This is a genomic window from Tenacibaculum sp. SDUM215027, from assembly GCF_050566205.1.
Lineage (GTDB): Bacteria > Bacteroidota > Bacteroidia > Flavobacteriales > Flavobacteriaceae > Polaribacter.
On sequence record NZ_JBNXUE010000002.1, the window covers coordinates 90584 to 105760 of the forward strand.

Annotated in this window: 14 protein-coding genes; 3 read left to right on the plus strand and 11 right to left on the minus strand. The window is 30.9% G+C overall.

Features of this window, described 5'->3' with window-relative positions; all coding sequences use genetic code 11:
• Nucleotides 1–112 precede the first annotated feature (112 nt).
• The 3 genes from ACQYZ7_RS06510 to ACQYZ7_RS06520 form a co-directional block, all read right to left on the minus strand.
• Nucleotides 113–667, minus strand: coding sequence for a GNAT family N-acetyltransferase (locus tag ACQYZ7_RS06510; protein WP_430728965.1), 555 nt, complete (start codon nucleotides 665–667; stop codon nucleotides 113–115).
• 10 nt (nucleotides 668–677) lie between these two features.
• Nucleotides 678–1256 carry a DUF1566 domain-containing protein gene (locus ACQYZ7_RS06515; RefSeq protein WP_430728966.1) on the minus strand — a complete coding sequence of 193 codons (579 nt, stop codon included), beginning with the start codon at nucleotides 1254–1256 and terminating at the stop codon, nucleotides 678–680.
• A 70-nt stretch (nucleotides 1257–1326) separates the two neighbouring features.
• Complete coding sequence (locus ACQYZ7_RS06520) at nucleotides 1327–2055, minus strand: DUF4272 domain-containing protein (protein ID WP_430728967.1); 729 nt, start codon at nucleotides 2053–2055, stop codon at nucleotides 1327–1329.
• 392 nt (nucleotides 2056–2447) lie between these two features.
• On the opposite strand from ACQYZ7_RS06520, the gene ACQYZ7_RS06525 reads away from it, so the two are divergent.
• Nucleotides 2448–3491, plus strand: coding sequence for a flavin-containing monooxygenase (locus ACQYZ7_RS06525; RefSeq protein ID WP_430728968.1), 1044 nt, complete (start codon nucleotides 2448–2450; stop codon nucleotides 3489–3491).
• Between the two features lie 81 nt (nucleotides 3492–3572).
• On the opposite strand, the gene ACQYZ7_RS06530 is transcribed toward ACQYZ7_RS06525, so the two are convergent.
• The gene (locus ACQYZ7_RS06530) at nucleotides 3573–5309 is read right to left on the minus strand and encodes an amidohydrolase family protein (protein WP_430728969.1); all 1737 of its coding nucleotides are present in this window, start codon (nucleotides 5307–5309) and stop codon (nucleotides 3573–3575) included.
• 107 nt (nucleotides 5310–5416) lie between these two features.
• On the opposite strand from ACQYZ7_RS06530, the gene ctlX reads away from it, so the two are divergent.
• On the plus strand, nucleotides 5417–6352 hold the full coding sequence (gene ctlX, locus ACQYZ7_RS06535; protein WP_430728970.1) for a citrulline utilization hydrolase CtlX: 936 nt from the start codon (nucleotides 5417–5419) through the stop codon (nucleotides 6350–6352).
• Here ctlX and ACQYZ7_RS06540 read toward each other — a convergent pair.
• The 4 genes from ACQYZ7_RS06540 to hglS all read right to left on the minus strand — a co-directional run bounded on the left by ACQYZ7_RS06540 (nucleotide 6349) and on the right by hglS (nucleotide 11811).
• On the minus strand, nucleotides 6349–6801 hold the full coding sequence (locus ACQYZ7_RS06540) for a hypothetical protein (protein WP_430728971.1): 453 nt from the start codon (nucleotides 6799–6801) through the stop codon (nucleotides 6349–6351). The two genes, ctlX and ACQYZ7_RS06540, sit on opposite strands and share 4 nt — an antisense overlap.
• Nucleotides 6802–6864: 63 nt before the next feature.
• Entirely contained in the window at nucleotides 6865–9762 is a 2898-nt protein-coding gene (locus tag ACQYZ7_RS06545; RefSeq protein ID WP_430728972.1) for an FAD-binding and (Fe-S)-binding domain-containing protein, read from the minus strand.
• Between the two features lie 36 nt (nucleotides 9763–9798).
• Nucleotides 9799–10257, minus strand: coding sequence for an Lrp/AsnC family transcriptional regulator (locus tag ACQYZ7_RS06550; protein WP_241210203.1), 459 nt, complete (start codon nucleotides 10255–10257; stop codon nucleotides 9799–9801).
• Between the two features lie 123 nt (nucleotides 10258–10380).
• Complete coding sequence (gene hglS, locus ACQYZ7_RS06555) at nucleotides 10381–11811, minus strand: 2-oxoadipate dioxygenase/decarboxylase HglS (protein WP_430728973.1); 1431 nt, start codon at nucleotides 11809–11811, stop codon at nucleotides 10381–10383.
• A gap of 400 nt (nucleotides 11812–12211) precedes the next feature.
• On the opposite strand from hglS, the gene ACQYZ7_RS06560 reads away from it, so the two are divergent.
• Complete coding sequence (locus ACQYZ7_RS06560; RefSeq protein WP_430728974.1) at nucleotides 12212–12934, plus strand: hypothetical protein; 723 nt, start codon at nucleotides 12212–12214, stop codon at nucleotides 12932–12934.
• 201 nt (nucleotides 12935–13135) lie between these two features.
• Here ACQYZ7_RS06560 and ACQYZ7_RS06565 read toward each other — a convergent pair whose 3' ends face one another.
• The 3 genes from ACQYZ7_RS06565 to ACQYZ7_RS06575 all read right to left on the minus strand — a co-directional run bounded on the left by ACQYZ7_RS06565 (nucleotide 13136) and on the right by ACQYZ7_RS06575 (nucleotide 15154).
• Nucleotides 13136–13552 (minus strand): hypothetical protein, encoded by a 417-nt coding sequence (locus tag ACQYZ7_RS06565; RefSeq protein ID WP_430728975.1) that lies wholly within the window; start codon nucleotides 13550–13552, stop codon nucleotides 13136–13138.
• Nucleotides 13553–13865: 313 nt separating this feature from the next.
• The gene (locus tag ACQYZ7_RS06570) at nucleotides 13866–14579 is read right to left on the minus strand and encodes an ester cyclase (RefSeq protein ID WP_430728976.1); all 714 of its coding nucleotides are present in this window, start codon (nucleotides 14577–14579) and stop codon (nucleotides 13866–13868) included.
• A gap of 221 nt (nucleotides 14580–14800) precedes the next feature.
• Complete coding sequence (locus ACQYZ7_RS06575; RefSeq protein WP_430728977.1) at nucleotides 14801–15154, minus strand: VOC family protein; 354 nt, start codon at nucleotides 15152–15154, stop codon at nucleotides 14801–14803.
• Between the last annotated feature and the right edge of the window lie 23 nt (nucleotides 15155–15177).

The following is a 15177-nucleotide window of genomic DNA, read 5'->3' on the forward strand; positions in this document are numbered from 1 at the left end:
TAGCCCTACTATAGGAAATAGGGTAGAGGTGTTTGATATTTTGTTGCGTTTTCTCACATTGTAAACTTATAAAATAAACTGAGTGTTGTTTGTTATAGTTTTCTTAATAAAGTTACTGTATCTGTAAATGTTCCATTTCTTTACCAGCTAATGTCTTTTTGCCAACAATTTTAAAGCCTAGTTTTAAATATAACTTTTTAGCATTAGGATTATCTTTATCAACTAAAAGGCCTAATGTTTCATTTTTTTTATGAACATATTCATCTATTAAGAATTGAAGCATTTTAGAACCAATACCTTTACCTTGGTAATCAGGGTTTACGCCAATACAATCAATGTAGTACTCTCCAGGTTGTGTTTCTTCTTCGTATATTAATTCTTGGTTAAACATAGTTTTTATTAATAAAGCTACTGGTGTTCTAAGTTTTTCTAAATCTGCACCATCATATATGTTTGCTGTAGCAATTACTTTATTATTATCTTGAATAACCCAACAGTTTTCATAAGAATATTGATTGTTTTTTTGAACAATTAATAATTTTAAAAAGCGAAGAGCCTTTTCTGTAGAGTTTTCTCCAATAAATTTATAAACAATGTCTTTCATTGCTAACATCATACAGGTAGCGATTTCTTTAACATCTTTAGTAGTAGCTCTTCTAATAATCATTGTAAATACTTTAATTGATTTTACCTCTAACTAGTCTAACACTCATACCAAACGATTTTCCTTTATGATCTTTTATGTATGTTATAATTTTTTCTCTATTTCCAGACACAGCAAATCCTTCTTTGAAACTAATGTAGCTAGCGGTATTTTTATTAGGTGTTGTTGAGCTCCAGAAAGCATAAGCTCCTTTTCCCCAAAAAAAAGTAGAGTCAATTTCTGTAAATACTTGTTTATAATTAACTCTGTCTTTTTTATTTTTATTGATAGAACGATATTCTTTTATACTGGGAATTCTCCAGTCGCTGAATCCTGCATAGTTAATAGAGTTCATTTGTTCTTGCCACTCAAAAATTTCACCCCATTTATTTAAAAACCTTTTTTCAATAACGCTAAAATCTTTTCTCATCCAAATTAAGTTTGTGGTAGAATCCAACAAAATTAAAGTAGAATCAATAGTCTTTTGATTGTTGGTAGAAGTAGTTTTTTCTATTTTTACATCAGGTTTTTTCTTGAATTCATTGCTTTCTTTTTGTGTTTTCTTACATGAAGAAAAACTAAGCAGTAAAACAACTAGGGTAAGTGTTCTCATTTTCTTAAAATTTCAATTTTTGCAAATTTATGCAGTATAGAATTAACTTTACCTTTCTATAAACTTAAGTTTATGTGCTAAGGTCGGTATCTTCCCATTTAGTACCACTAGAAAGCATCCATGTTAGCGAATGTCTACGTTCATGAATAACTCCGCCATTCCCAATTGGGTCGAAGCCATTAGGAACAGTGTCTCCGCCTAATTGAGCACTTCTTACCGAGTTATGTAAACAGTAAAATAAATCTTCTTTTTTTAAAAGCTCTTCTTCTTGTATGGTTTGTTGTTGAGGTAGCCAATCACCAATTAAAGCATTAAGTGAGCATGTATGCTTTATTAAAATTTCCTGCATTTGCTCGCCTGTTATCATTTGACCAGAAATCTCAGGTTCATCATAACCAAAATACCAAGCAAGTGGCCATGCGTTTTCAAACTTCCAGCCAATAGAGTTTCTTAGTTCGATATCATTTCTAGACGCATCAAGTATTTCTTTTTCTTCTTCGGTCATAAAATCAAGAAGCATATTTTGATTAATAAAATTAAGAATTTTTTCGTCGGGTAAATTTTCTGAAGGTACCATAAGCCATAAAACAAGAGCTTTGATAGCGTGAAGTCTTCCAGCAATTTCGTTATCGGGTCTTAACTTTGTTTCATTAATTGTAGGAAGAGAACTTGCAGGTTGAAATCCAGCATCATGACAAACAGCAATTGAATGAAATCTAATAGAAGAAGAATCTTTTTGAGACAATTCTGGTTTTGATGTATTATTTTTTGAAGCCTTTTTTCTGTTAAACCATCCCATAGTTAGTTTTTTTAAGGTTTGTAAATTGATTGTTCATAGTCCATTTTTATATTTAGAAATATATGATAAAGTGTACATAACACTTATAGCTTATTTTTTTGTGAAAATATTTATAAAAGTACCATACATCGATATGAAATTTGTTAAAATATATTAAAGGTTAACAAGGGAGTTTGTGTTGTTACTGTTTTTAGAAGTAGAAAAAAATTGATTCTGTTATGGTTACGTGTTTTTTATTGGATGCTATTATTTAAAGTTACTTAGCTTACCCTAAGCTTAATATACTACTAGTGATTATTTTATGACTTTTAAGAGAGCGCTCTAGTCTAAGAAAAGTTTGATGTGCTTGTTTAAAGTATCTATATTTGAGCTCTTAATGAAAATGATTTTAGATGTTAGATTTTGTGATTATTGGTGGTGCACAAGCAGGCTTATCAATGGCGTACCACTTAAAAAAGATGGAAAAAAGCTTTATAGTAGTAGATGGAGAAGAAGAGATAGGAGCCTCTTGGTTAAATAGATGGGATTCTTTAAAGCTATTTACACCAACTGAGTATAATCACTTACCAGGTTTAAAATTTAAGGCTCCTAAAGGTCATTACCCAACTAAATATGAGGTTAGTGACTACTTTAAATTGTATGTAAAGAAGTTTGATATTCCTGTACAACTGAGTACGTTAGTAACCTCTGTAAAAAAATCAGCAAAAGGATTTCATGTATTATACAACGATGGAGAAATTGTAACAAAGAATGTAATTGTGGCAACAGGTCCGTTTCATATACCGTATACACCACCTTGTCATACCAAATTATCTGATGATATATTGCAAATGCATAGTAATTACTATAAAAACAGTGAACAGTTGCAAGAAGGTGATGTGTTAGTTGTTGGTGGAGGAGATTCAGGATACCAAATTTTAGATGAGATTTCTAAGTATAAAAACTCAGAGAAGGTCTATTTTTCAGGAGAAACTAAGGTGAAAACTTTACCACAGCAATTTTTAGGTAAAACCTTATGGTGGTGGTTTACGTTAATCGGATTTTTAAGGTTTAACAAATATAGTTGGATAGGGAAAAAAATAAGCACGTCGTTGCAACCTGTAATTGGTACTGATGTAAAAGAAATTTTATCCCGTGAAAATGTAATTACAGTAGGTAGAACAAAAGATGCGTTAGATAATGAAGTTGTTTTTGAAAACAAAAAAGTAACATCAATAAAAAATATTATTTGGGCAACAGGATATCGTCCTAACTTTAAATGGATAGAAGGTTTGGAGTTAGACTCAGATAACTATCCAAAAAATTATAGAGGAGTAAGTAATATTGAAGGGCTGTATTTTATAGGTTTACCTTGGATGTATACACGTGGTTCTGCCACTCTAGGAGGTGTATCAAAAGATGCAAGCTATTTGGCAGATATAATTAGTAAAAAATAAATTTTAAGTATAATAACAAAACCACTAAAAGTATTATTTAGTGGTTTTGTTTTAGATACGAAATAAAGTAAGCACATATCACTAATAAATAAAGTGTACTTTTTTTATCTTATTGTTTTCTATATGATAAATGGCTACAGCTTCAATAATTTGGTCGCCAAACTGAACCCTTTCTTTGTCAATAACAGTATTATCTTGAACAATCCTGTTTTTTAATTCACAATGTAAATTAGGGGTGTTTTTAAATAGTTTCGTATACGTTTTTCTCATTATTTCTTTCCCTTTATATTGTAATTTATTTGGGAAGCGATATACTTCTACATCATCTGCATAAGGTTCTAAAAAAGCTTCAATATTTCTAAAGTTGTAAGCATTTAGTTGTTTTTGTGCTAAATCAGCAGGTGAGTCTTTTAATAATTCACTAGGCTTAAAAATGTTTCCTTTATTTACAATGGTATTTATTTTAGTAAGGTTTTCTATCCTTTCTATAGGGTTAGCATCTAATAAAACAAGATTAGCCTTTTTCCCACTTTTAACAGACCCAAACTGGTCTTCTTTATCTAAAATTTTTGCACCATTTATTGTAGAAGCTTTTATAATTTGCCAGTTACTCATACCACTTTTTCGCATTGCTTTTAATTCATTTAAATATGATGAAGCATGTAATGTTCCTATATTACCAGCGTCAGTACCCGTTGCAATTAATACTTTAGCATCAGATAGTATTTTAAGATTAGCCATACTGATAGAGTCAGTTTTCCTTGATTTAGAAACTTCATTAGGAGAGTTAGCGTAGTTTTTATATGAGCGAACAAATTGGGTATTGGGCAAATGTTTCAGATCAAGTAAAGAGCCTAACTGATAAGGGTCTGCCTTTTGGAGTTCATTATCACTAACCTTTACTTTTTGTCCAAAAGTGTTGAGGTATCCACGGTGAACAGTTAATGTAGGGCTTAGAACAACCTTGTTTTTTTTCATTAATTTAACGAAGTCACTTTTTAAAATTTCATCACTGATATTGTGAACTAAATAATCGGCGCCATTTTCAATAGCCAATTGTGCAGTAACTCTTTGTGTTGCATGCACTGCAACTTTTAGGTTATTTTTATGAGCTTCTTTTATAATAGCTTTAACAATAGGAAGATTTTTTCGAGCACTTTCTTCAATACTCATACCATCTACCCCAGCAATGTACCAGATTTTTATAAAGTCTGGAGTATATGGTAACTGTTCTTGTACACCTTTGATACCATCTTCAATTGTTAGGGTTAAGTTAAAAGGTTCGTCTTTTCCTAAATCTTCATATACTTTAGGCTCGTATGTGGTTAATAAAGGTCCAGTCATAAAAATTGTAGGAGCAAATTTTTTGTCTTTAACAATTTTGCGTTGTTCAAGAAAATTATAATTAGCACCAACGTCAATAACAGTAGTAATTCCGTTTTGGAGATATCTTTTCAATTTATTCTCCATGTCTTTTTGAGCTAATAAAATTTCTTGATCATAACTTTTGTGTTTTCTAAGGTCAATAGCATCGGGACGAGTGTATAGTCCTCCATTTTGAAAGAAATGAATATGAGCATCAACTAAACCAGGAATAATGTACTTATTCGTTCCATCAATTACAGTAGCATTTTTAAGTTTTTTTTCTTTATTACTTTTTTGAATTTTAGTAATTAAATCATCTTTGATTATTACAGTCTGATTAGGTCTAAGTTTTTGGTCTTCTACATCTACAATTGTTACATTTGTAATATAGGTTTGAGTAAAAAGGGTAAGAGGAAAAAATAGGAATAACGATGCTAAATACTTATTAATCATTTGTGTTTTTATTAGTTATATATTTCTTTTTCAAAATAGTTAAGAAGTGATGCTAAATTACCAAAAAGAGGCTAATAATCAAACCAAAATCTTATTACCTTCGTACTATGGAACAAACAACAAATACGATAGTAATGGTTCGTCCAGTAAGTTTTAGGACGAATGAGCAAACAGCGGTAAATAATTATTACCAGCAAGAATTGTCAGGAATGTTACCTGCTTCAATCAATGCTAAAGCGCAAGAAGAATTTGATGCTTTTGTAGAAAAACTGCAAGCTGTTGGAATTACTGTAGTAGTTGTTGAAGATATCAAGGAGCTTAGTACTCCTGATGCACTGTTTCCAAATAACTGGATTTCATTTCATGAAAATGGAGATGTAGCTATCTACCCAATGTTTGCAGAGAATAGACGTTTAGAGCGTAGAGAAGATGTGTTAGAGGTATTAGAAGATATAGGTTTTACAATAGAAAACGTTGTAGACTATTCGCAAGCGGAAGAGGAAGAAATTTTCTTAGAAGGAACTGGAAGTATGATTTTAGATAGGCATAATAGAAAAGCTTATTGTGCTTTGTCTCCACGTGCTGATGAAGAGTTGTTTATCGAGTTTTGTGAAGATTTTGAGTATACACCAGTAATCTTTACATCGAACCAAACAGTTGAAGGAAGGAGAGAAGCTATTTATCACACAAATGTAATGATGTGTGTAGCAGAAACTTTTGCAGTGGTATGTTTAGATTCGATAGATGATAAAAAAGAAAGAAAAAACTTATTAAAGCATTTAAAGTCGGACGGAAAAGAAGTTATTTCTATATCAGAAAAACAAGTAACGCAGTTTGCTGGAAATATGTTACAAGTAAAAGGAAAGAACAACGAACGTTATTTAGTGATGAGTTCTTCGGCCTTTAATTCATTGGTTCCTAATCAAACCCAAGCTATAGAAAAACACTGTAAAATACTACACAGTTCTCTAGGAATCATAGAGACTTGTGGTGGAGGAAGTGCTCGTTGTATGATGGCTGAAGTTTTTTTACCAAAAGCTTAAGCAACCATAGTATTAGAAACTTTATAGTTTTTATAGTACTGCATTAAAATAAAAGAACAGATAACTGAAGAAGCAATCCCTTCAATAGCTAATGCAAATACAACTAATGGTAAACTTAAATTTTGGCCCCAAAAAGAAGACTGTTCAAGAACCTTCATAAAATCAGGGTCAATAAAATCTACATATATAATTAACCCTAAAATGGTTAAGGCTACAGCAATTATAGAAGTTCCTATTCCTAATAAAAAATTAGTAAAATATAATGATTCGTGGTTTTTAACGATATTGGTTTTTATAGCTCTATTAATACCATAAAGAACGAAAGCAAAGTTTAAGAAACGTAGTTCGGAAACATCTTCTAATCCAAAAATTTTCATAACTAAAAAGAAGCCAACAATACCCGCAAAAATAAGCAGCGCATTGATAAAGATGATTTTATTGCTCGCCATAGTAGTACGTTTTAAGAGTTAATCGTCTTAAAAGTACAAAATAAAGATATGAAAATCAATTATTTATAGTAAAGCTTCTCTTAAAATTGTTACAGGGTGTTTTGCTAAACGTTTGGTTCCGTCATAAATTTGATGACGACAACTCGTACCTGCAGCTACTATTTCTGTATTGGTTGAACAATTTCTAACCTTAGGAAACAACGTATCTTCACCCACTTGCATACTGACCTTATAATGCTCTTTCTCATACCCAAAAGAACCTGCCATACCACAACAACCAGTATTCATAATAGTTACTTTGTAATTCTTAGGGATATTTAAAATGGAAAAGGAAGCATGTGTACTTGACAATGCTTTTTGATGACAATGTCCGTGTATTTTAAGCTCTTTTACGGTATTACTAAATTTAGTTGTATCAATAGTTCCTTTTTTATGTTCAGAGGCTAAAAACTCTTCAATAGTAAAACAATTTTCAGAAAGTCTTTTGGCTGATACTTTATCATCCACTAAACGTAAGTATTCGTCTCTAAAGGTTAAAATAGCTGAAGGTTCAATTCCAATAAGAGGAGTTTCTTCAGAAATCAATTTTTTAAAAGTGTTTACATTTTTATTTGCAATCTCTTTAGCTTCTTTTAAAAAACCTTTGGAAATGTAACTACGTCCGCTTTCTTCGTGGTTCACAGTTTTTACTTCATATCCAAGTTTTTCTAATACAATCACAGCATCTTTACCAATTTCAGCATCGTAATAATTGGTGAATTCATCGTTGAATAGATATACCGTTTTATTGGCAGGTTTAGTATCGTGTTTTTTTAACCAAGCACTCAATGGTTGTTTTGCTAATTTGGGAACAGAACGTTCTGTAGCAACTCCCATTACTTTTTTAGCTAGGGTGGTGTTGGTAAAGAAATTTGTTAGTACAGGGAACTTACTACCTAGTTTATTGTATTTGGCATTGTTAGCAAATAATTTACTGCGGAAAGAATAGCCATTTGTTTCTTGATATTGGTACAAGAATTCTGCTTTCATCGAAGCAATATCCACATTACTAGGGCACTCAGTAGCACAAGCTTTACAGCTTAAACACAGGTCGAGAATATCTTTTAATTCTTTAGAATCAAACTTGTTTTTAGCAGTATTGTTAGTTAAAACTTCACGTAATGTATTGGCTCTAGCACGAGTAGTTTCTTTTTCGTTTCGAGTTGCTCGATAACTAGGACACAAAGTACCGCCAGCTTCAGGAGACTTACGACAATCACCTGAACCGTTACATTTTTCAGCTAGTTTTAAAATACCTTCACTATCTGAAAAATCTTGAATGGTTGCTATCTCAGGTTCATTTCTGTCAACTTCGTAACGTAAACTTTGATCCATAGGAAAAGCATCCGTAATTTTTCCTTTATTGAATACGTTACTTGGATCGAATGCCTTTTTTATTCTTCGTAATAGTTGATAGTTTTTATCACCTATCATCAAAGGAATAAACTCTGCACGCACAATACCATCACCATGTTCACCACTAAAGGATCCTTGATATTTCTTAACTAACTCAGCAGTTTCAGTAGTTATTTTCCTAAACAGTACTACATCTTCCTTTTTCTTTAAATTCAAAATAGGACGTAAGTGTAACTCACCAGCTCCTGCATGTGCATAATACACTGCTCTTTGCTGATATTTATCCATAATCTTGGTGAATTCCTCAATATAGTTAGGCAAATCTTCTAGGGCTACGGCAGTATCTTCAATACAAGCTACTGCTTTATCGTCTCCCACTATATTTCCTAATAATCCTAAACCAGCTTTTCGTAGTTGATGCACTTTAGCAATGTCTTCACCATATACTTTAGGGTAGTGGTATCCAAAATTGTTCGTTTTTAAATCTTCAATAAGTTTGTCGGCTAGTACCTCTGCTTCTTCAATAGTATTGGCAGAAACTTCCAACATTAATACAGCCTCAGGGTCACCTTGTAAAAAGAAACGATTCTTTGCTTGTTCGCGGTTGTTTTTAGTACAGTCTAAAATTACTTTATCCATCAACTCACAAGCATAAAGCTTGTGTTTCATAGTGGTAACGGTAGCTTTTAAACTTTCGTTTATACTAGTGAAATGCGGACAGACCATAATACTTTGTGTAGGAGGTAAGTCGTCTAGTTGAATAGTAATTGCCGTTGAAAAGACTAAGGTTCCTTCACTACCAGATAAGAACTTTGCGGGATTGATGGTTGGTTCTGTCCCGCCAAATAAATTGGAAGTTAAAAACTCATCAACAGCATATCCTGTATTTCTTCGGTGAATACTTTCCTTTGGAAATTCTTTTTTTATTTCTTGCTGAATAGCTTCTTGAGAAAGCTCTGTATAAATAGCACGATAGATATTTCCTTCTAATGAATTCTCTATTTTCTTTTGGTTGAATTCAGCTGAGGTAATTTCAGAAAAAGTAACTTCACTACCATCACTTAATAAACCTTGAATAGCAATGACTTTATCGCGGGTAACTCCGTAACGTATAGAAGTACTTCCTGAAGAGTTGTTACCTACCATTCCACCAATCATACAACGGTTAGAGGTTGAGGTATTCGGACCAAAAAACAATCCGAATGGTTTTAGGAAGCGGTTTAAATCGTCACGAATAATTCCTGGCTCTACTGTAATGGTTTTGTTAATTTCATCAAAAGCCAATATGTTGGTAAAGTGTTTAGAAACGTCTACAACAATTCCATCTCCTACACACTGTCCTGCTAACGAAGTTCCTGCAGTACGAGGAATTAAGGTAATATTGTTCTTAGTAGCAAAATCAATTAACAGTTGAATATCCTGTATATTCTTGGGGTAGGCAACTGCTAGTGGGATTTTACGATATACTGAAGCATCGGTTGCGTAAATGTTTTTATGTAGGTCGTCAAAAAATAATTCGCCAGTTAATGATTTTTTGAATGTTTCTAGTTGTGTTGTTTGTACCATTATCTTAAATACCTAAAATGTGGGTAGTGTTGTTAATTATTCTATTGGAATGTGACGCTTAAAACAGGTATCGAAACATATAAAAGTATCGGTTCCTGCCACTCCTTTTATCAAATGTACGTTATCGTATAGTATTTTTTGTAAATGTTCGTTGTCTCTTGCAAAGATTAAAATAAAAATAGCGTAGTAACCAGAAACAAAATTACATTCAGTAATTTCAGGTATTTTTTCTAACTCATGCATAACTTCTTTAGCAAAACGAGCTTCACGCAATCGAATACCTGTGTATGATTTGGTTTTATAGCCTAAATTCTTTTCTTCTAAAACAAACTCAGCGTTTTTAATCACACCTTCAGCGGTTAGCTTTTTAATGCGCTGATGAATTAAGGAGTTGGAAACTTTTAATTCTTCCGCAATTTGCGAATAGGCTTTACGAGCGTCTAAACGTAATTTTGAAAGTATTTGTTTGTCTATATAATCAAATTGATTTTCCAAAAGAATAATTTTGTTAGAATAAACTTAATATAAGCTACAAGATAAACAATCGTTTTTAACGAGAAAAAGTGTAGCCGAAAATGCAAATATACGGCTACACTTTTTCAATATTTGATTTTATGATTAAGCATTTATTACTGCTAAGCAGTTTTGTATGCTTTCATCTTGCATATCTTCATACCATTTTGTTAATTTATAAACAGGTTCACCTAAATCTTTTTCAAATAATGATTGATTAGAAGTACCTTGATATTCACGTTTAGCGTCATCTGTTCCTAAGTTTGAAGCAAAAATTCCTGCTGCACTTACAGGTAAGAAGTCTTCGTAGACCATAGGCTCTATGCTTAAATAATTATCCTCTAATAATTGGTTTATATCTACTTTTGTATACACTTTATCTTTAGATAAGGTTTTTACTTTATCGGTAGTAAAGTAATGGAAATAAGCCAACTCTTTTGATTGTAACTCTTCGTAGTTATCAGGAAAAACTTTAAAGTTTTCTGCTAATAATTCATTGTACTCTGTGGCATTTTCGGCAGTTGGTGATCCACCAATAGCTTTACGTGTTTTACCTAACAGCTCATGATACAAGTCAAGTCCTTTTTGAGTTAATGCTGCACCACGTTGTTCAATCTCACCAAAACGAGCTTTGTGTTCGCCCATTTCTTCTTTTTCAACGTTGTTTTTAAAAGTTACTTTTTCGGTCAATGCTTTAAAACTTGTTTGACGTAGTAAAATAGGGCATTTTCTTGCAGGAGGTCCTTCTATATTGTCTTTTGGTGGAATATTACGATCCTCCATGCTAACTTGCACCTTATCTATGTCTAAAGTTCTAGGGGTTAGGTGATTGATGTGAGGTCCTTTGAAAGCAACTACATCAGCAATTAATCTGTGTTGATTTAGTAAAGCTTCGTACATTTTATAATCTACGGTAGCAGTATCGTGCCAACGAAAAGTTTCTAATGCTTCTAGAACAAAGGTTTCGGCATCTTCTTTATTTAAACCTCCTTCTTTTTCAGATTTATCAATGAGTTGTAAAACTTTTTCTGTAAAAATTTGACGTTTTTCTAAAATAGTTTCAACATTGTTACGAAGCTGAGCATCATCAATTAAATCTATACGTAATAAAGAGGTAAAAACTCTGAATGGAGCTTGATTAAGAGCGGTGCTTTCAATAGCTCTAAACGCAGTAGAATGAACAGGAACACCAGCTGAGGCTAAATCATAGTAACCAACAGAATACATTCCCATAACCTTAAACAGACGTCTCATTGTAAATAGCTCATAGGGCTTACCTAAACGAATTGCTCCGTGGCGTTCCATATTTAGTCGAGTTAATTCTCCAGTATGTGCTAGCTGTTCTTCAATTTCTTTTGACTTTGAAAGAACATCTTCATTAATACCATGAACCAAATCAAGTAGCTCACCATAAAGAGGTACCTCTTTCTTGTACATATCAGACATAATTTTAGAGAAGCGGTTACGAATGTACTCTGGAGAGACAAATTCTTCAGCTGTATTAGTAAAACTTTCTAGTTTATTTTTTGATGACATAGTTTATTAGGATTTGCTACAAATTAAATGAATTTAATTTTTTTTAGCACCCATAAAAGTGAATTTTGTTTTATTGATGTTTATTTTGAGTTGATTTAATTTTATAAAAGTGTTTTTTAAAATCAAAAAGACAATTTTTACTATAAAAATGTTTTTTAAAAGTCAATTTGACTTTGTTTCAGTATATAAGCTTTAATGTAATATTTCAGAATTTTTTTGTTCTCAATTATGTGTTGGTAGTAATAATTTTTGTTCTATAATTATATTTTTTTGTTAAAATTTTATTTGTAAGTGTTTCATTATTAATAGGTAATATTTTTGTTTCGGGGAAAATAAATTTTTAGGGTAGGTAATTTAAAGATAGGATTGTCTTAAGGTTATAAATGAAAAAAATAAAATCATGAAAACATTACAAAAAACAGTATTATTATTAAGTGCAACCTCATTAATGTTATTAGGAACTTCTTGTACTAGTGAAGATGGAAACAATGAAAATTTAAGAATTAAGGCATCTTCAAATAATACATTTAATCAAAGCAAACTAGCTTCAAAAAATGTAAATAATGCAGAAGTAACCATTTCTGAATTTAAACTAAATATCACAGAAATAGAATTAGAGTTTGATGATGAGTTCTACGAAACTACGGATGATAATTTTATAGATTCTGATGATGAAATTGAGTTAAGAGGACCGTTTGAGTTAGATTTGTTAACAGGAATAACAAACATAACTTCTTTAGAATTACCAAAGGCTAATTACGAAGAAATAGAGTTTGAATTTGATAAAAATACAGACGAATCTAGCGACCTGTTTAACAAAACGGTTGTTGTTAAAGGTACAATAAATGCTATTCCGTTTATCTTCTGGCATGATTTTGAAGAAGAAATTGAAGTAGACTTTGAAAATAAAGTAACTGATATTGTAGTTTCTGAGAGTTTAACAGAGGTTACTATAAATTTTGATTTAAATGCTATATTAAGTCAAGTAGATTTATCTTCTGCTATTGATGGTAATGAAGATGGTACTATAGAAATCAGTCCACAAGATGCAGATGGTAACAACGATTTAGCAGAGTTATTAAAAGAAGAATTAAAAACTACAGCAGAGTTATTGGATGACTAATCATTACAATATAATTAGTTGTATAAAAAAAACCTGTGATAATTATTATCACAGGTTTTTACATTATTCAGAATAGGTCAAATCTCTAGTTTGAAATATTTTCTTTAGTTATAAAAACGGAAAAATTATGATTTGTTTTAGAATATGGTTTCCTTAAATATACTAGTATTCTTTCTTCAATGTGTAATCAGTTCGTTATTTTTAATATTGAGGTTTCATTAATTCTAAACAAAGTTGGTTTATATTTCTTGCATTTTTATTAAATGCTGAAATATTTGATAGAATTATAGTTCTATTTTTATTTAAAATATCTAATGCTATTATAGAATAATATCCTTCATTTCCAACATTATACATATACCAAGTATGTTTAGAGTCAGGTTTGATGATTTTCCAAGCTAAACCAACTCCTATATTGTACTTTGGTATTTCGAAAGTGGTTTGTCTAGTTAATTCAAGTTCTTTGTTTTTGGAGTCAAGTTGTGTGATAGCAAATTTTGATAGGTCTTCAATGTTTGATAAAGTTCCTTCAGTATCTGGAAGAGCATTTAAATTATAATTTGAAATTTTGTTATCATTAGTACCTAAACTTGTGATTAACTTCGAATTAATGTTCAAATTACAGTAGATGTTAGATGTGAAAAGTGTAAACAAATTCGAAATAGAAGCCTCAAAAATGAATTCATTTTTGAGGCTTTAAACTTATTAATATTATTTTATAAATTAATTGTTTCACTTTTTAGTATTCTTTTTTTTGCTTTGTTCAATCAATAACACATACTAATCTGATATATTTGTGATTAGATGTAGTTATTGTTATAAGCAGTTTTTATATTGTTTTCTTTTTTAATTAGTTATTTCTAATAAGTATTATTTGTCCGAAGTGATAGAATTATGTTCTAACATTACATCAATAAGTTCAGTACTTTTTTTATAGAGTAAAAATTCCCCTATTCATTTCAATGTTATGCTCTTTATTAAAATTTTCTGGGTTGAACTCTATTTTTTTGTATTTGTCCTGAACTAATGCTTTTGCATTGTCTAATTTTTTCTGATTTTCCCATATCGCAATAGTTGTCAAATTTATTATTGAGTTTGATTCACTATTTTGTATTAAGACTTTATCATTTATGAACCCATCGATATTTTTAATGAAGTTTCTGTTGTAATCTAATTTTTCTTTGAAATACTTATAGGATTTTTTAGGAATTATAAACTCATCGACAAAATATACTTTACTTTCGGATGTTCCTTTTTTAAGAAAATTCATAGGAATCAATCCTAATTGTTGAAAAAAAGAAAACTTGTCAGGTTTTGCTTGGTTATCGATAATTTTCCCGTTTCGGAGCTCATAGATACTAACACCGTCAACTGTAATTTTCTTTCCTGTTTTGGGAATGTTTTTATATGGATTTAGATGAGTTCCGCTCCATGTATATACGGTTATAACCTTGTTATTGTCTCCGAATATTTCTTTGATTGTAAATTCAATGTCTGGAAAAGCTTTAAATAAAGGTTGATTCGTATTATTGAAATGCTCAACATAATCTTTATCAACAAACATTTTCGATTGGTTCAATTCCTTTTTATTAAGGATGATCTCATACATGTTTTGGACTACTTTTTTGTTTTCGATTTCACTCATAATTTGTTTTTTTACAGGTATTCAGAAAAATATAGTCAGGTAAAGTGCAGACGCAAAGGATGTTTTATTCTTTACACTTTTATTCAAAGGTTCTTTGTTTTAAGCATCTAATTTAGCAAATACAAACTGAATATAAAATTAGCGATACTTTTTAGAAGTAGGCGAGAACAAGCAAATATTTATAGCTATTGTTGAGTAATTGTTTTTTCTCATTTTAGCTGTTATAAGTGGCTTAATAAATTTATAGTTACTCCATTCGGATCCTTTATAAAAAACCTTCTAACTCCCCAATTTTCATTAGTTATAGGATATATAATTTCTACATTATTTTTGTTAGCTCGCTCGTACCAATTATCAATATCAGTTACTTCTATTGATAAAAAAATAGCTGAATTGTTTAATGGTTTGTTTTCCTCATTGTGAAAAACTGAAATTTGTGCGGTCTCATTATCTCTTGATACAAAAGTTAAGATCCAACCCATATCCATCTGTAAATTCATGCCTAAAAAATCAGTATAGAATTCCTTAGTTTTTTCTATGTTATTGGAATAAATATTAGGTACTATCCTGCGCATTGTTTTGTTAAATATTTTATTTA

Coding starts and splice junctions, on each gene's coding strand:
- ACQYZ7_RS06510 (WP_430728965.1), bottom strand. CDS start 667: ATGATTATTAGAAGAGCTACTACTAAAGATGTTAAAGAAATCGCTACC.
- ACQYZ7_RS06515 (WP_430728966.1), bottom strand. CDS start 1,256: ATGAGAACACTTACCCTAGTTGTTTTACTGCTTAGTTTTTCTTCATGT.
- ACQYZ7_RS06520 (WP_430728967.1), bottom strand. CDS start 2,055: ATGGGATGGTTTAACAGAAAAAAGGCTTCAAAAAATAATACATCAAAA.
- ACQYZ7_RS06525 (WP_430728968.1), top strand. CDS start 2,448: ATGTTAGATTTTGTGATTATTGGTGGTGCACAAGCAGGCTTATCAATG.
- ACQYZ7_RS06530 (WP_430728969.1), bottom strand. CDS start 5,309: ATGATTAATAAGTATTTAGCATCGTTATTCCTATTTTTTCCTCTTACC.
- ctlX (WP_430728970.1), top strand. CDS start 5,417: ATGGAACAAACAACAAATACGATAGTAATGGTTCGTCCAGTAAGTTTT.
- ACQYZ7_RS06540 (WP_430728971.1), bottom strand. CDS start 6,801: ATGGCGAGCAATAAAATCATCTTTATCAATGCGCTGCTTATTTTTGCG.
- ACQYZ7_RS06545 (WP_430728972.1), bottom strand. CDS start 9,762: ATGGTACAAACAACACAACTAGAAACATTCAAAAAATCATTAACTGGC.
- hglS (WP_430728973.1), bottom strand. CDS start 11,811: ATGTCATCAAAAAATAAACTAGAAAGTTTTACTAATACAGCTGAAGAA.
- ACQYZ7_RS06560 (WP_430728974.1), top strand. CDS start 12,212: ATGAAAACATTACAAAAAACAGTATTATTATTAAGTGCAACCTCATTA.
- ACQYZ7_RS06570 (WP_430728976.1), bottom strand. CDS start 14,579: ATGAGTGAAATCGAAAACAAAAAAGTAGTCCAAAACATGTATGAGATC.
- ACQYZ7_RS06575 (WP_430728977.1), bottom strand. CDS start 15,154: ATGCGCAGGATAGTACCTAATATTTATTCCAATAACATAGAAAAAACT.